The organism is Streptomyces lavendofoliae (assembly GCF_014649735.1).
GTDB classification, from domain to species: Bacteria; Actinomycetota; Actinomycetes; order Streptomycetales; family Streptomycetaceae; genus Streptomyces; species Streptomyces lavendofoliae.
Genome location: NZ_BMTP01000007.1, coordinates 346,209 through 361,577, shown reverse-complemented (window position 1 = coordinate 361,577; position 15,369 = coordinate 346,209). Strand labels below are relative to the sequence as shown.

Genomic DNA, 15,369 nt, shown 5'->3' with positions numbered 1-15,369 from the left:
TCCGAGAGGAAGCACCCGTGCGCAGAACGCGAAAACTGCTCCTCGGCCTGGCGCTCGCCGCCGGCCTGCTGACCGCCGCTCCACCGGCACAGCCCGCCACCGCGGCACCCGTCGCGACCCCCGCCACCGCCTACACCTGGAAGAACGTCCGGATCGACGGCGGCGGCTTCGTCCCCGGCATCGTCTTCAACCGCACCGAGAAGAACCTCGCCTACGCCCGCACCGACATCGGCGGCGCGTACCGCTGGCAGCAGGCCACCAAGACCTGGACCCCGCTGCTGGACCACATCGGCTGGGACGACTGGGGCCACACCGGCGTCGTCAGCCTCGCCTCCGACTCCGTGGACCCCGCCCGGGTGTACGCCGCCGTCGGCACGTACACCAACGCCTGGGACCCCGGCAACGGCGCCGTCCTGCGCTCCACCGACCGCGGCACCACCTGGCGCCGGACCGGCCTTCCCTTCAAGCTGGGCGGCAACATGCCCGGCCGCGGCATGGGCGAGCGCCTCGCGGTCGACCCGAACCGCAACAGCGTGCTCTACCTCGGCGCGCCCAGCGGCAAGGGCCTGTGGCGCTCCACCGACGCGGGCGCCACCTGGTCGCAGGTCACCGCCTTCCCCAACCCGGGCAACTACGCCCAGGACCCGTCCGACACCAGCGGCTACGCCTCCGACAACCAGGGCATCGTCTGGGTCACCTTCGACGAGACGACCGGGACCCGGGGCAACGCCACCAGGACGATCTACGTGGGTGTCGCCGACAAGGCCAACTCCGTCTACCGCTCCACCGACGCCGGGGCCACCTGGTCCCGCCTGCCCGGCCAGCCCACCGGCCTCCTCGCCCACAAGGGCGTCCTGGACAGCGTCAACGGCCACCTCTACCTGGCGTACAGCGACACCGGCGGCCCCTACGACGGCGGCAAGGGCGCCGTGTGGCGGTACGCCACCAGGACCGGCACCTGGCAGGACATCACGCCCGACCCCCAGGCGTACTACGGCTTCAGCGGACTGAGCGCCGACCGGCAGAAGCCCGGCACCGTCATGGTGACCGGCTACAGCTCCTGGTGGCCCGACACGCAGATCTTCCGCACCACGGACAGCGGCGCCACCTGGACGCGGGCCTGGGAGTACACCTCGTACCCCAACCGCTCCAACCGCTACACCATGGACGTCTCCTCCGCCCCCTGGCTCACCTGGGGCACCTACCCCTCGCCGCCCGAACAGACGCCGAAACTCGGCTGGATGACCGAGGCGCTGGAGATCGACCCCTTCGACTCCAACCGGATGATGTACGGCACGGGCGCCACGGTCTACGGCACCGAGAACCTCTCGCAGTGGGACAGCGGCGGCAAGATCACCATCAAGCCCATGGTCCAGGGCCTGGAGGAGACCGCCGTCAACGACCTGGCCTCGCCGGCCTCCGGCGCCCCGCTGATCAGCGCCCTGGGTGACATCGGCGGCTTCCGCCACACCGACATCACCAAGGTGCCGGCCATGATGTTCACCTCGCCCAACTTCACCTCCACCACGAGCCTCGACCACGCGGAGAAGAACCCCAACACCGTGGTGCGTGTCGGCAACCTGGACGGCGGCCCGCGCATCGCCTTCTCCACCGACAACGGCGCCAACTGGTGGGCCGGCCAGGAGCCCCCCGGCGTCTCCGGCGGCGGCACGGTCGCCGCGGCGGCCGACGGCAGCCGGTTCGTGTGGAGCCCGGACGGCGCGGCCGTGCACACCACGGCCGGGTTCGGCGGCTCCTGGACGGCGTCGCAGGGCATCCCGGCGGGCGCCACCGTCGAGGCCGACCGCGTCGACCCGCGGAGGTTCTACGGCTTCAAGGGCGGCACGTTCTACGTCAGCACGGACGGCGGCGTCTCCTTCACGGCCAGGGCCACCGGCCTGCCGGCCACCGGGAGCGTCCGTTTCCAGGCGGTACCCGGCCGGGCCGGCGACATCTGGCTCGCGGGCGGATCGCCCACCGGCACGTACGGCCTGTGGCGCTCCACCGACTCGGGCGCGACCTTCACGCGGCTCGGTAACGTCGAGCAGGCCGACACCATCGGCTTCGGCAAGGCCGCGCCGGGCGCCTCGTACCCGGCGCTCTACTCCAGTGCCAGGATCGGCGGCGTACGCGGCATCTTCCGCTCCACCGACGCCGGGGCGAGCTGGGTGCGGATCAACGACTACGCCCACCAGTGGGGCTGGACGGGGGCCGCCATCACGGGCGACCCCCGCGTCTACGGCCGCGTGTACGTGGCGACCAACGGGCGAGGCATCGTCTACGGCGACACTACGGGGTCCTGACCGCGGGCCGGGGTGCCACGGGCATCCCGGCCCCGATGGGGAAACTCGGGTGCGGCGGCTGGTTGTAGGCGGTGTTCTGCCAGGCCAGCGCCGTGCGGTACATCGTGTCGTGCAGCAGGGTCGTGATCCGCGTGGTCGTCTCGTACGGGGTGGAGTGGATCCGCAGCGCCCGGTTGTCGGCCGTGCGCCAGACGACCTCCTCGCGCCAGTCGCCGAGGATGTCGCCGGACAGCGCCGGGGTCGCCTTGGTGCCGTTGTTGGACGCGACCGACGCACCGGTCAGCAGCCGGGTGTCGCCGGCCGTGCCGTACTTGTCGATCCGCGTGCCGTCCAGCAGCTCGCGGGTGGTGTCCCCGTCCCACCAGGTGACGAAGTTGACGCTCGACGGCTCCCGCCCCAGCGCCGCGCCGGCGGGCGAGCGCAGGGCGGTGTCGGCGGCGGACCAGGACTCGGCGCCGGGCGACCCTGCGTACACGTCGGCCGAGACGCCCCGGCCGTTGTCGGTGCCCGAGGCGGTCTGCCACAGGACCTGACCGGTGCGGGCGTCGGCCATCCACGAGCCGGGCTTCGAGGCGTCCTCGGACACCTTGAAGTACTCCAGCCCCGCCCGCGCCGGGTTCAGGTCCCCGACGTGCCCGGCGTCGCCGTGCCCGAGCCGGTTGGTCCACAGCCCGTCGCCGTCGTCGTCGACGGCCATCGCCCCGTACACGATCTCGTCCCGCCCGTCGCCGTCCACGTCGGCGACGGACAGGCTGTGGTTGCCCTGCCCGTCGAAGCCCCTGCCCGCGTTGGCGGACGACGCCGAGTCGAAGGTCCAGCGCCTGGTGAACCGCCCGTCACGCCAGTCCCAGGCCGCGATCACCGAGCGGGTGTAGTAACCGCGCGCCATGACCAGCGAGGGCCGGGTGCCGTCCAGGTACGCGGTCCCGGCGAGGAAGCGGTCGACGCGGTTGCCGTAACCGTCGCCCCACGACGCCACGGAGCCGCGCGCCGGTACGTAGTCGACCGTCCCCATGGCGGCTCCGGTCCGGCCGTTGAACATCGTCAGGTACTCGGGGCCCGCCAGGACGTACCCGCCGGCGTTGCGGTGGTCGGCACCGGCGTTCCCGATGACCCGGCCCGTCCCGTCCACGGTCGCGTCGGCCGTCTTCATGGCGACCTCGGCCTGCCCGTCGCCGTCGTAGTCGTAGACCTGGAACTGCGTGTAGTGCGCGCCGGAGCGGATGTTGCGCCCGAGGTCGACGCGCCACAGCCGGGTCCCGTCGAGCCGGACGCCGTCGACGAAGGTGTTGCCGGTGTATCCGGATTGGGAGTTGTCCTTGGCGTTGGTCGGCTGCCACTTGAGGACGAAGTCCAGGGCGCCGTCCCCGTCGAGGTCGCCCACGGAGGCGTCGTTCGCCTCGTAGGTGTACGCGACCCCGTCGGGCGTCGTGCCCCCGGCGGGCGGGGTGATGGGCACGTCCCGGTAGCCGGTGCGCAACTGCACGGCGTGTACGGAGTCGCCCTGTTCGACGCCACCGACGACGGCGCGGACGGTGTAGTCGGCGTGGCTGGGCGCGCCGGCGTGGAAGTAACTGGTGGCGCCGGTGAGGGGCGCGGCGTTCACCTTCGTACCGCCCCGGTAGACGTTGAACGCCACGGCGTCCGGGTCGGTGGCGAGCCACCGCCAGCCGACCAGGTTGCCCGTCCCGGTGTGGACGCTGACGACACCCCGGTCGAGCCGCTCCACCTGCCTGGCGGCGGCGGCCTCCGCCGCGCCGGCGGACTGCGGGAACTGGGCACAGAGGGCGGCCACGAGGGCGGCGGTGGCGGTGAGAACCGTACGTCGTCTCACGCGGGGGATCCGGATGTGGGGGTGGGGCACGATGCCTCCTGGGGGGAGCGGGGCCGTATTGCGTGCCCCACAGTCGCCGCCGAGCGGGGTTACGTTGCCGGGGAGCGGGGGAGGGCCCGGAAGCCGTATGCGCCCGTGGCGCGGACAAACCGGAATGCGTGCTCCAGGGCATCGAGTACAAAGAGCAGGGCTCCGGCAACGCACAGCGGTGGCGTGAGGACCCGGCCGGCCGCGACGGTGCGCAGCCGGCCGGGGCGTCTCATGCGGCAGGCTCGCGTAGCGGCGCGGGCTCGATGATCCGCTCGGGGTGGTGCAGCCACACCTGTTGCCCGCGGGCGGTCACCGTCAGCCCGAAGTCGCGGGCCTCGGGCGAGCCGAGGGCGACGTACTCCTCGTGCACCCGCTCGACCTCCTGCCACAGGTTCCGCACGCCGTACTCGTAGGCGTCCTCACCGGTGACGGCGGTCGCCGCGCAGCCGTCCTCGTCCTGCACCCAGACCTGGGCACCGTCGTCCTGGTCCGCGTGGACCATGCGCACCCGAGGAAGCCGGGTGCCGGCGTACAGGGCGAACCCGAGCGTCAACAGCTCGCGCGGGTCGACGCCCGCCGTGGTGGTCCGGCACGTCGTCGTGTCCACGGGCATCGGGGCGGGCGCCCGGTGGGAGCGCATCGGCATGTACGAGGCGCCCCCCTGAAAGCGGCCCGCCGCCTGGCCGGTGCCGTCGGCGGTGAGCTGGACCACGGCGCCGCTCCAGAAGCCGCGAGCCATGGGCGCCACCAGGATCCCGTCCGGGTGCAGTTGCTGCACCAGGGCGTGCGGGACGGTCCGCAGCGCGCACGCCGCGAGGATCCGTTCGAAAGGGGCCTGATCGGGCCAGCCCCATTCGCCGTCCGAGCGCGCGAGGTTGGGCCGGTACCCGGCGGCGCGGAGGACGGCGGCCGCGTGATGGGCGAGGCCCTCGTCGATCTCGACGCTGTACACGGACGAGTCGCCGAGCCGGCGGGAGAGGAGCGCGGCGACGTACCCGGACGCGGTGCCGATCTCCAGCACGCGGTGACCGGACTCGACGGACAGCAGCCGCAGCATGCGGGCGACCATGCTGCGCCCGGGCAGCCCGATGTGTGGCCCAAGGCCAACGCGGTCCTGTTTGCGCCGATGACCTTCAACTCCGTCAACGAGTGGGCGCTCGGACTCACCTCGAAGTGGACGGTTGGTGTGGTGGCGGAGGGGATCGGGAAGGGCATCCCCATCGTGGCCATGCCGTGCGTGAATGCGGCCTACGCGCACCATTCGGCGCTGGACCGGTCCGTCGAGACGCTCCGCGCTCTCGGCGTGACGGTGCTGTATGGCGAGGGAGGGTTCGTACCCAACCAGCCAGGCCAGGGGAACCCGAAGGCGTACCCGTGGGGCGTCGCCCTGGACGCCGTAGAGCGTGCCGTCCGACCGCCGGAGAAATGACCCGGGGCACGACGAAAGCGCCCCCTGCCCAGCCCGAAGGCCAGACAGGGGACGTTCGTCACGGGTACTGGCGGCGGGCAGGATCCAGCGCGAGCGGTCCCGGAGCGGGTGACGGCGACGGCGCCCCGTCCCGGCGGCAGACCAATGCGTCCGGGTCCCAGCTCGGCGCCTTGAGGTGCCCGTGCCGATCCCCGGCCCGAAGGGACGCAACAGACGCCGGGCCTTCTTCGTCTTCGGCCGCCCGAGGTAGAACGCGCCGCCGGCGCTACCCTTCTTCGCCTTCTTCCAGACGCGCTGGATGTTGACCGCCGGCGGTTCGGAGTTGAGGGTCAGGTCGCTGATCTTCAGGGCGGTGGCCTCGCTCCCGCGCACGCCGGTCCCTACGAGCCAGTCGGCCGGATCGCGGGCGTCCGGGTCGGTGATCTCGGCGCCGATGCGCTGGTACTCCTCGTGCTCAAGGAATGTCATCTCCTCCTCCACATGGTCGTCCACGCGGGGGAGTCTCGTCTTCCTGCGCCGGGTGCCTCGTCGGGCTCGGTGAAGCCGCGCCCCTTCACCCAGCCGTACGGCCAGGTGTTGCCGTGTGCCTCGACCAGCTCGCCGAACTGTTCCGCCTGCGTCTCGTCGCCGAACTTCTCGTCTTCCCAGGTTCCGCGGCGCCCGCCTTCCAGCCGGCGGACCTGGTGGGTCACGGATCCGTTCTCGTTTTCCCGCTTCCTGATGCCGCCATGGCGGGACTGTACGGCCGGTCATCGGGCCCTGTGTGGCCGCAGTGTGGCGACCGTACGACAAAAGCCCGGCCCGTAACCTGTTTTCGCAGGTCACGGGCCGGGCTCTCAAGGGTGAGTAACGGGACTCGAACCCGCGACATCCTGGACCACAACCAGGTGCTCTACCAGCTGAGCTATACCCACCACGACCGGTCTTTTTCCCGACCGGCCGAGAAAAAGTGTACAGGGTCCGAGAGGGTGCTCGCTCCCGCCTTTCGGGTGGGCGCTCCGCCCGGCCGGTTACTCGGGCAGGACGTGGCGCGCGGCGATCCGCCTCGCCGTGTCCGAGTCCGGTCCCGGCTGCGGGACGAAGATCGCCTCGCGGTAGTAGCGCAGCTCGGCGATGGACTCGCGGATGTCCGCGAGGGCCCGGTGGTTGCCGGCCTTCTCCGGACTGTTGAAGTACGTCCTCGGGTACCAGCGGCGAGCCAGCTCCTTGACCGAGGAGACATCGACGATCCGGTAGTGGAGGTACTCCTCCAGCGTCGGCATGTCGCGCAGCAGGAAGCCGCGGTCGGTGGAGACCGAGTTCCCGCACAGCGGAGCCTTGCCGGGCTCCTTGACGTGCTCCCGCACATAGGCGAGGACCTGCTCCTCGGCGTCCGCGAGGGTGGTGCCGGCCGCCAGCTCGTCGAGCAGGCCCGAAGCGGTGTGCATCCGGCGCACCACGTCCGGCATGGTCTCCAGCGCCTCGTCCGGCGGGCGGATCACGATGTCCACGCCCTGTCCGAGTACGTTCAATTCCGAGTCGGTGACCAGTGCGGCCACCTCGATAAGTGCGTCGTCCGTCAACGAGAGCCCGGTCATCTCGCAGTCGATCCACACCATGCGATCGTTCATGCGTCCTACCTTAGAGGGGCGGTCACCGGAGGGCCGCGCCTCAGCGCTCCCTCCGGTGACCGCCCCTCCGTGGCGGTACGCGGGTCGTGCCCCCGTCCGCTACGGCGCGCTGCGCTGGCCCGGGAGGGCCGCCCGGCCGCCGCTGAAGGCGTCCGCGTGGGTCTTCCCGTGGTCGGCCGCCGCCGTCGCCCCGGCCGCGGTGGACGCCGCTGCCGCCCGGCGCGCGGCCGACGGCAGCTGCGACGGCATCACGGACTCCATCAGGGACGACGGGCCCGAGGGTCCCGACGGCTCACCCTGCGGGCGGCGGGCCCGGTAGGCGGCCCGGTACGCGGCGGGCGAGGAGCCCAGCTGGCGCCGGAAGTGCCCGCGCAGCGCGACCGGCGACCGGAAGCCGCAGCGGCCCGCCACCTCGTCGACCGAGTAGTCGGACGTCTCCAGCAGCCGCTGCGCCTGAAGCACCCGCTGGGTGATCAGCCACTGGAGCGGGGCGGAGCCCGTCAGTGAACGGAAGCGGCGGTCGAACGTCCGCCGGCTCATGTACGCCCTGGCCGCGAGCGTCTCCACGTCGAACTGCTCATGGAGGTGCTCCAGGGCCCAGGCGACCACCTCGGCGAGCGGGTCGGCGCCGATCTCCTCGGGCAGTGACCGGTCGAGGTACCGCTCCTGTCCACCGCTGCGCCGGGGCGGCACGACGAGCCTGCGGGCGAGTGCCCCGGCCGCCTCCGTCCCGTGGTCGGTGCGCACGATGTGCAGGCAGAGGTCGATCCCGGCCGCCGTTCCGGCGGAGGTCAGTACGTCGCCGTCGTCGACGAACAGCTCCCGAGGGTCTACGTGGACCGACGGGTAGCGCTTGGCGAGTGTCGGCGCGTACATCCAGTGCGTGGTGGCGGGCCGCCCGTCCAGTAAACCGGCGGCGGCCAGCACGAACGCGCCGGTGCACAGGCCGACGATGCGCGCGCCCTCCTCGTGCGCGCGGCGCAGCGCGTCGAGCGCCTCGGCCGGCGGCGGCGAGGTGATCGACCGCCAGGCCGGTACGACGACGGTGCCCGCCCGGCTGATGGCCTCCAGCCCGTACGGCGCGCTGAGTTCGAGCCCGCCGGTGGTCCGCAGCGGTCCGTCCTCGCCCGCGCAGACGAGCAGCCTGTAGCGCGGAACCCCGGCGTCCTGGCGGTCGATCCCGAACACCGAGAGCGGGATGGAACTCTCGAAGATGGGGCCGCCGCTGAACAGCAGTACTGCGACGACCTCGCGGCGGCGCCGTCCGGACAGTTTTCGTCCGGTTTCCGGTGCGGCGGAGTCCTGGCTCATGACGCTAAGCCCCCCTCGGTGTTCGCGTCTCCTAGGTCCTGTCGCTCCTGCACGTTTCCCCTCGGTTTTGCACGAGTCCCCAGTCTTCGATAGTCATGATCGAATCTACTGTGTCCCGTGGCGCCGGAGTGACAAGTTCCGCATCCGGCACTAAGTCGACAAGGCAACTTGGCGCGAAGCATTCGATCACGAAGCGTTCCACTCACGGGGCCCGCAGGGAAGGCCGCCTCACACGCATGGCCCATCCGCGTAGGGTGCGAGCCGCCCTCGCGGTCCTTTCTCGCCTGGTGACAAGGGGGTTGGCAGGCCATTTGGGCAAGGAATGGCCACCTTGCCGAACTTGGCCGAAAACATACGGGCGCGGATGTGCGAATACTCAGTCGCGGGGTGTACACCCCGCGCTGTGGCGGCCCCCGCGGTGCGCCCCGGCGCCCGGTCGCGAGTGCCGGCCCGCCCGGTGCGGTGCGGTCCGCCGCCCGTCCTCCTCGGCGGCCCGCTCCGAGCGGCGCAGCAGCACCCGGCAGGCGGCGGTCACGGCGGCCAGGCCCACGGCGGTGCCGGCGGCGCCGCCGAAGGACGTGCCGTACACCAGGAGCACCACGGGGACCAGGGCGCAGCTGAACGCCGCCCAGCGCACCACGTCGCTCGCCGACTCCGAGGCGGACGACGGGGCGGGCGTGGAGGGGGGTGAGGGCACGGGACGCTCCCTGGGCTGTGGACCGCGGACGGGGGGCTGCGGTATGACCGGTCGGACCGAGTGGCCAACGACGGCCGACCGCCCCGGTCACTGCCCGGCGCCCCCGGACGGGCGGGGTGCCCGGCATCGCCGGGAATGTGCCGCCGGGCGGCCACGGCCCGGGGGAGTTCCGTCGAGAGTACCGGTCAGTCGGCATAATTTCCGGCCATTGCTACGCAGCGTGACGAGGGGCGGGGCGGGCGCTCCGCGGGGGCGCGCATCCGGCCGGACGGCGCCCCGTCGCCGGCGCACCCCGGCCACCTCCGCCGTCGCCGCCGCGGCCCGCGGCCGGGCGGCGTGCAGCCGGGCGCGCGCCCGGCAGGGCGGCCCGGCGGCAACGCGCGGCACGCACGGACGCGCGGCACGCACGGACGCGCGGCACGCACGAACGCGCGGCGGCGGGCCCGGCGGGCCCGGCGGCGGCACGGGCGGCACGGTGGGCCGGTGAGGGGGCGAGGAAGTGTCGGCCGCCGGGCTGCTCGCCGGGATACCGGGCTCGGCGGCGGCGGGAGGGGCGCCGGGGCCCGTCCGGGGCCGGGGCGCGGCGCGAGCGGCCGGGCCCGGCACGTCCCGCCGGTTCGTGTCACCGGCGCGCCGGGGGGCGCGCGAGAGGGCGTTCCGGCAGGTGGGAGCGGCGTACGGGGTCGAGAGGGCGCCCGGATCGGGCGGTCGGCGGACGGCTGTAAGGGGCACCCGGCATTGCCATACGGGACGGGCTCGTGCATGCTCCCTGGAACGCCGTGTGGCCGCCGCGGCAGGGTGGCGGGCACTGGGCAGTGGAAGAGTGTCGCCGTACCCTTGGGGGTATGGGGAGGGGAAGATGATTCCCGGACAGAGCTCCTCCGCCAACCGTCGTACCCCTGCTCCTTCCCACGAGGACGTTCTTCGTCGAGACACCGATGGCCGGTCACGAAATCCCTGAACCCGCGGACCGCAGGCAGGTCGCCGACTCCCCGGTCGACCCCCTCGCGGCGGACCAGACACGCCACTCCTGCGACCCCGCCTTCCAGCACGGGGTGGTCGTCGGTTTCGACGGCTCGACCTCCAGCGAGCGAGCGCTCGCGTACGCCATCGGCATGGCCCGCCGCTCCGGCTCCGGTCTGATCATCGTCCATGTGGCCAACCGGCTGCCCACCACCGTCTGGGCCGGCTGCGAGCCGCCCGTCTTCGTCGACGTGCCCGATCACCGCACCGAGGTGCTCGGACTGGAGCTGGCCTGCGCGGACTACCTCGCCGAGGTGCCGTGGATCCTGGTCGAGCGCGGCGGCGACATCTGCCACGAGCTGGAGGAGGTCGGCCGGGAGTACTCGGCCGACGCCATCGTCGTCGGCTCCACGCACGGCATCGTCGGGCGCATCTTCGGCTCGGTCGCCGGACGGCTGGCGCGGCGCGCGCAGCGGCCGGTCGTCGTCATCCCCTAGCCCCCGCCCGCCCCCGCCGCCGGCGACGCGCCGTCGGTGACGCAGCGTCAAGTTCCGGTCCCCCAGGCGGAATCCGGACGCCCGGCAGGTGGATTGTGCGCTTGTGAAGGGTATATCCAGGTGGCGGGGAAGCAGCACAACCGCACCCGAGCACGAAGGAAGCCGCCGTGGACAACGACGTCTCCGCGGGGCCGCCGCCCTCGCGGGCCCCCGGAGTCCGGTACGGCGCGACCGCGTCGCTCGCCCGGTGGCCCACGTTCCCGGGCGGGCCGCGGGCCGGGGTGTGACGGCCACCGGCTGGAGCGGCCACGAGGCCGGTGCGGGGCGGCACCGGCCGTACGAGAGGGGCGGCCCCCGGCGCGTCGGTGACACGCGCCGGGGGCCGCCCGGTCCCGGTTCCGCCGTGACGGCGGGCGGGGACTACTCCACGGTGACGGACTTGGCCAGGTTGCGCGGCTTGTCGATGTCCCGGCCCAGGGCCAGGGCCGTGTGGTAGGCGAGCAGCTGGAGCGGGATGCCCATGAGGATCGGGTCCAGCTCGTCCTCGTTCTTCGGGACGAGGATCGTGTGGTCCGCCTTCTCCTGCTCCTGGTGCGCGACCGCGAGGATCCTGCCGCTGCGGGCCTTGATCTCCTCCATCGCGGCCCGGTTCTTCTCCAGCAGGGAGTCGCTCGGGACGATCGCGACGGTGGGCATGGCGGGCTCGATCAGCGCCAGCGGGCCGTGCTTGAGCTCGGAGGCCGGGTACGCCTCGGCGTGGATGTAGGAGATCTCCTTGAGCTTCAGGGATGCCTCCAGCGCCACCGGGTAGCCCCGGACGCGACCGATGAACATCATTGACTTGGCGTCCGCGTACTCGGCGGCGAGCTTCTTGATGTCCTCCTCGCCCTCGAGGATCTCCTGGATCTGGCCGGGCAGCTTGCGCAGGCCCTCGATGATCCGCTTGCCGTCGGCGACCGACAGGTCGCGGATGCGGCCCAGGTGCAGGGCGAGCAGGGCGAAGGCGACCACCGTGTTGGTGAAGCACTTGGTGGAGACGACGCAGACCTCGGGGCCGGCGTGCACGTACACGCCGCCGTCCGCCTCGCGGGCGATGGCCGAGCCCACCACGTTCACCACGCCCAGCACGCGGGCGCCCTTGCGCTTCAGCTCCTGCACGGCGGCCAGCACGTCGTACGTCTCACCGGACTGCGAGACGGCGATGTACAGGGTGTCGGGGTCCACGACCGGGTTGCGGTAGCGGAACTCGGAGGCCGGCTCGGAGTCGGCCGGGATGCGGGCGAGGCCCTCGATCAGCGAGGCGCCGATCATGCCGGCGTGGTACGAGGTGCCGCAGCCGAGGATCTTCACCCGGCGGATGCCCCGCGCCTCGCGGGCGTCCAGGTTCAGGCCGCCGAGGTGCACGGTGGAGAACTTGTCGTCGATGCGGCCGCGCAGCACGCGGTCCACGGCGTCGGCCTGCTCCGAGATCTCCTTGTGCATGTACGTGTCGTGGCCGCCCATGTCGTAGGAGGCGGCCTCCCACTCCACGGTCTCGGGCGTGGCGGTGGTCAGCGTGCCCGAGGTGGTGTACGTGCGGAAGTCGTCGGCCTTCAGGGTGGCCATCTCGCCGTCGTCGAGGGTGACGATCTGGCGGGTGTGGGCGATCAGCGCGGCGACGTCGGAGGCGACGAGCATCTCCTTCTCGCCGATGCCGAGGACGACCGGGGAGCCGTTGCGGGCGACGACGATGCGGTCGTTGAAGTCGGCGTGCATGACGGCGATGCCGTACGTGCCCTCGACGACCTTCAGCGCCTCGCGGACCTTCTCCTCCAGCGTCTCGGCCTGGGAGCGGGCGATCAGGTGGGTGAGCACCTCGGTGTCGGTCTCCGAGGCGAAGACCACGCCGTCCGCCTCGAGCTTGGCGCGCAGCTCGGCGGCGTTGTCGACGATGCCGTTGTGGACGACCGCGACCTTGTTCTCGGGGTCCATGTGCGGGTGCGAGTTGACGTCGCTCGGGGCGCCGTGCGTGGCCCAGCGGGTGTGGGCGATGCCGGTGGTGCCGGTGAAGCGCTTGGGGACACGGGCCTCCAGGTCGCGGACCCGGCCCTTGGCCTTGACCATCTTCAGGCCGGTGGACTTCGGGCTGGTGATCACCATGCCCGCCGAGTCGTAGCCCCGGTACTCCAGCCGCGCCAGACCCTCCAGCAGCAGCGGAGCCACGTCGCGCTTACCGATGTAACCGACGATTCCGCACATAAAGTGTTGCCCCTCCGAATGATTGCGGGTGTGTGCCCGGGGTGCCCGGTCCTGACGGCTCAGGACGCTCAGCCGTAGACGATGCGGCGCAGCTGCCGGAGCGTGAGCTCCGGTGGCGCCACGGCGCGGTGCGGCAGCTCGGCCGCGATCCGCTCGAAGATCGTGGCGTTCACCTCGCCGCCGGACTGCAGCTCACGGTGGCGGCGGCGGACGAACTCCTCCGTCGTCTCGTCGAAGTACGCCAGCACGTCGAGCACCACCCGGGCGGCCTCACCGCGCTGGAGCGCGGTGCTGCGGACCAGGTGGTCGATGAGGTCGTCGTGCGACGGGCGATGTTCGAGCACTCGTAGATATTGGAGTACCGGCATGCGGATGGCAACAATCCTGCCCGATATCGGGCAGAGTCCTGTCCTTTTTGGTCAGAGCTGCTTGAGAACCGCCTGTTTCGCGGCGGTGGACTCCTCGTCGGTGAGGATTCCCGTCCGCAGCGGGTCGGCCAGATCCCGCAGCCGCAGCAGGACGTCGTCGTCGGCTGCGGGCGGCGGCTCCGCCGTCGGGGGCCGTCCGCCGCCGGGGCGTTCGGGTGCGGCAGCCGGGCCACCACGGCCGCGCCGACCAGCGCCCGCCACCACCAGCCGGTACGGGTCCGAGCCGTCCGCCGGCGCCGAGGGGATTCCGGCACCCACGGGCGCGGGAATTGGTCTACACCTTGACCCGGCAAGGGGCGCACGGTACGCATGGTGACCGTTCGGTTGCTCTGCACCACAGTTGCGAGGCCCGTCGAAGGGACCAGCTCGTGAGACAGCACAGGACGTTCCCCCGCCTCCGCCTCCTCGGCTCCCTGCTGCTCGTCGTGGCGGCCGCGGTCGCCGGGACCGGCGCCGCGCCCGGCGGTGCCGCCGCCACCGCGACCGCGCCCGGCGTCCGGCCGCTCGGCGACATCGTGCCGCTGCCCGCCTCCGTACACCCCGGCGGCAGCCCGTACACACTGACCGCCCGGACCCGGATCCACGTGGACCCGGGCGCCGGCGAGGCCCGCCGCGTCGGGACCTACCTCGCGCGGGTGCTGCGCCCCTCCACCGGCTACCCGCTGCCGGTCACCGGCGCCGGCGGCGCCGGCGGCATCCGGCTGCGGCTCAGCGACCGGGAGACGGCACTCGGCGACGAGGGCTACCGGCTGGAGTCCACCGGCCGGGGCGTCACCATCACCGCCCGCGAACCGGCCGGGCTCTTCCACGGCGTCCAGACACTGCGGCAGCAGCTCCCGGACTCCGTCGAGGCGGGCACCCGGCAGCCCGGTCCCTGGCAGGTCGCCGGCGGCACCATCACCGACACCCCCCGCTACGGCTACCGGGGCGCGATGCTCGACGTGTCCCGGCACTTCTTCACCGTCGGGCAGGTCAAGCGCTACATCGACCGGATGGCGCTCTACAAGATCAACACGCTGCACCTGCACCTCAGCGACGACCAGGGCTGGCGCATCGCCGTCGACTCCTGGCCCCGCCTGGCCACCCACGGCGGCTCCACCCAGGTCGGCGGCGGACCGGGCGGGTACTACACCAAGGCCCAGTACAGGGACATCGTCGCGTACGCCGCCTCCCGGCACCTGGAGGTCGTGCCCGAGATCGACATGCCCGGCCACACCAACGCCGCCCTCGCCTCGTACGCCGAGCTGAACTGCGACGGCGTGGCGCCGCCCCTCTACACGGGCACCGAGGTCGGCTTCAGCAGCCTGTGCGTGGACAAGGAGGTGACGTACGACTTCGTCGACGACGTGGTGCGCGAGATCGCCGCGCTCACCCCCGGCCGGTACCTCCACATCGGCGGCGACGAGGCGCACTCCACCAGCCACGCCGACTACGTCGCCTTCATGGACCGGGCGCAGGCGACCGTGGCGAAGTACGGCAAGACGGTCGTCGGCTGGCACCAGCTCACCGGCGCGAAGCCGGCGAGGGGCGCGCTCGCCCAGTACTGGGGCCTGGACCGCACCGGCGACGCCGAGAAGGCGCGGGTGGCGGAGGCCGCGCGGAACGGCACCGGGCTGATCCTGTCGCCCGCCGACCGGCTCTACCTCGACATGAAGTACGCCAAGGACACCCCGCTCGGCCTGTCGTGGGCCGGGTACGTCGAGGTCCGGCGGTCCTACGACTGGGACCCGGGCGCCTACCTGCCGGGCGTGCCGGCGGACGCCGTCAGGGGCGTCGAGGCGCCGCTGTGGACGGAGACCGTCTCCACCGACGCGCACATCGACCGGATGGCGTTCCCCCGGCTGCTGAGCGCGGCCGAGCTGGGCTGGTCCCCGGCCGCCTCGCACGACTGGGAGGGGTACCGGCAGCGGCTCGCGGGGCAGGGGCCCCGCCTGGAGGCACTGGGCGTCGACTTCCACCGGTCGCCGCAGGTGCCGTGGCGGACCGGGCAGGCCGGGCAGGCCGGGTGAGAAAGCCGGGGCGCCGAGCG

Annotated in this window: 12 protein-coding genes, 1 tRNA gene and 1 pseudogene; 4 read left to right on the top strand and 10 right to left on the bottom strand. The window is 72.5% G+C overall.

What is annotated here, in order from left to right; all coding sequences use genetic code 11:
- Nucleotides 1–17: 17 nt before the first annotated feature.
- Entirely contained in the window at nt 18–2,303 is a 2,286-nt protein-coding gene (locus IE109_RS16270) for a sialidase family protein (RefSeq protein ID WP_308431364.1), read from the top strand.
- Here IE109_RS16270 and IE109_RS16265 read toward each other — a convergent pair.
- Nucleotides 2,290–4,098 carry a rhamnogalacturonan lyase gene (locus IE109_RS16265; protein WP_229891127.1) on the bottom strand — a complete coding sequence of 603 codons (1,809 nt, stop codon included), beginning with the start codon at nt 4,096–4,098 and terminating at the stop codon, nt 2,290–2,292. The genes IE109_RS16270 and IE109_RS16265 overlap by 14 nt on opposite strands.
- A 298-nt stretch (nt 4,099–4,396) precedes the next feature.
- On the bottom strand, nt 4,397–5,224 hold the full coding sequence (locus IE109_RS16260; RefSeq protein ID WP_189551588.1) for a methyltransferase domain-containing protein: 828 nt from the start codon (nt 5,222–5,224) through the stop codon (nt 4,397–4,399).
- 18 nt (nt 5,225–5,242) lie between these two features.
- Between IE109_RS16260 and IE109_RS16255 the strand changes: the two are divergent.
- Nucleotides 5,243–5,596: pseudogene (locus IE109_RS16255) on the top strand (flavoprotein); the annotation flags it as partial.
- Between the two features lie 464 nt (nt 5,597–6,060).
- Here the strand turns inward: IE109_RS16255 and IE109_RS16250 are convergent.
- The 5 genes from IE109_RS16250 to IE109_RS16230 all read right to left on the bottom strand — a co-directional run bounded on the left by IE109_RS16250 (nt 6,061) and on the right by IE109_RS16230 (nt 9,214).
- Nucleotides 6,061–6,288 carry a hypothetical protein gene (locus tag IE109_RS16250; RefSeq protein ID WP_189551586.1) on the bottom strand — a complete coding sequence of 76 codons (228 nt, stop codon included), beginning with the start codon at nt 6,286–6,288 and terminating at the stop codon, nt 6,061–6,063.
- Nucleotides 6,289–6,437: 149 nt separating this feature from the next.
- Nucleotides 6,438–6,510 (bottom strand) — tRNA-His (locus IE109_RS16245).
- A 96-nt stretch (nt 6,511–6,606) separates the two neighbouring features.
- Nucleotides 6,607–7,206, bottom strand: coding sequence for an oligoribonuclease (gene orn / locus IE109_RS16240; protein WP_189551585.1), 600 nt, complete (start codon nt 7,204–7,206; stop codon nt 6,607–6,609).
- A gap of 99 nt (nt 7,207–7,305) precedes the next feature.
- A complete protein-coding gene (locus IE109_RS16235) occupies nt 7,306–8,517 on the bottom strand; it encodes a helix-turn-helix domain-containing protein (protein ID WP_189551584.1) in 1,212 nt (403 codons plus the stop codon).
- 376 nt (nt 8,518–8,893) lie between these two features.
- Entirely contained in the window at nt 8,894–9,214 is a 321-nt protein-coding gene (locus IE109_RS16230) for a hypothetical protein (RefSeq protein ID WP_189551583.1), read from the bottom strand.
- Between the two features lie 938 nt (nt 9,215–10,152).
- On the opposite strand from IE109_RS16230, the gene IE109_RS16225 reads away from it, so the two are divergent.
- Entirely contained in the window at nt 10,153–10,674 is a 522-nt protein-coding gene (locus tag IE109_RS16225; protein ID WP_189551582.1) for a universal stress protein, read from the top strand.
- Between the two features lie 420 nt (nt 10,675–11,094).
- Here IE109_RS16225 and glmS read toward each other — a convergent pair whose 3' ends face one another.
- The 3 genes from glmS to IE109_RS16210 form a co-directional block, all read right to left on the bottom strand.
- Complete coding sequence (gene glmS, locus IE109_RS16220; RefSeq protein ID WP_189551581.1) at nt 11,095–12,912, bottom strand: glutamine--fructose-6-phosphate transaminase (isomerizing); 1,818 nt, start codon at nt 12,910–12,912, stop codon at nt 11,095–11,097.
- A 68-nt stretch (nt 12,913–12,980) separates the two neighbouring features.
- The gene (locus IE109_RS16215; RefSeq protein WP_189551580.1) at nt 12,981–13,256 is read right to left on the bottom strand and encodes a hypothetical protein; all 276 of its coding nucleotides are present in this window, start codon (nt 13,254–13,256) and stop codon (nt 12,981–12,983) included.
- Nucleotides 13,257–13,331: 75 nt separating this feature from the next.
- The gene (locus tag IE109_RS16210; protein WP_189551579.1) at nt 13,332–13,598 is read right to left on the bottom strand and encodes a hypothetical protein; all 267 of its coding nucleotides are present in this window, start codon (nt 13,596–13,598) and stop codon (nt 13,332–13,334) included.
- A gap of 110 nt (nt 13,599–13,708) precedes the next feature.
- On the opposite strand from IE109_RS16210, the gene IE109_RS16205 reads away from it, so the two are divergent.
- Nucleotides 13,709–15,349 (top strand): beta-N-acetylhexosaminidase, encoded by a 1,641-nt coding sequence (locus IE109_RS16205; protein ID WP_189551578.1) that lies wholly within the window; start codon nt 13,709–13,711, stop codon nt 15,347–15,349.
- Nucleotides 15,350–15,369 lie beyond the last annotated feature (20 nt).

Bases quoted from the DNA above. Each gene is read 5' to 3' on its own strand.
- IE109_RS16260 (WP_189551588.1), bottom strand. From the start codon at position 5,224: ATGCTGCGGCTGCTGTCCGTCGAGTCCGGTCACCGCGTGCTGGAGATC.
- orn (WP_189551585.1), bottom strand. From the start codon at position 7,206: ATGAACGATCGCATGGTGTGGATCGACTGCGAGATGACCGGGCTCTCG.
- IE109_RS16225 (WP_189551582.1), top strand. From the start codon at position 10,153: ATGGCCGGTCACGAAATCCCTGAACCCGCGGACCGCAGGCAGGTCGCC.
- glmS (WP_189551581.1), bottom strand. From the start codon at position 12,912: ATGTGCGGAATCGTCGGTTACATCGGTAAGCGCGACGTGGCTCCGCTG.
- IE109_RS16235 (WP_189551584.1), bottom strand. From the start codon at position 8,517: ATGAGCCAGGACTCCGCCGCACCGGAAACCGGACGAAAACTGTCCGGA.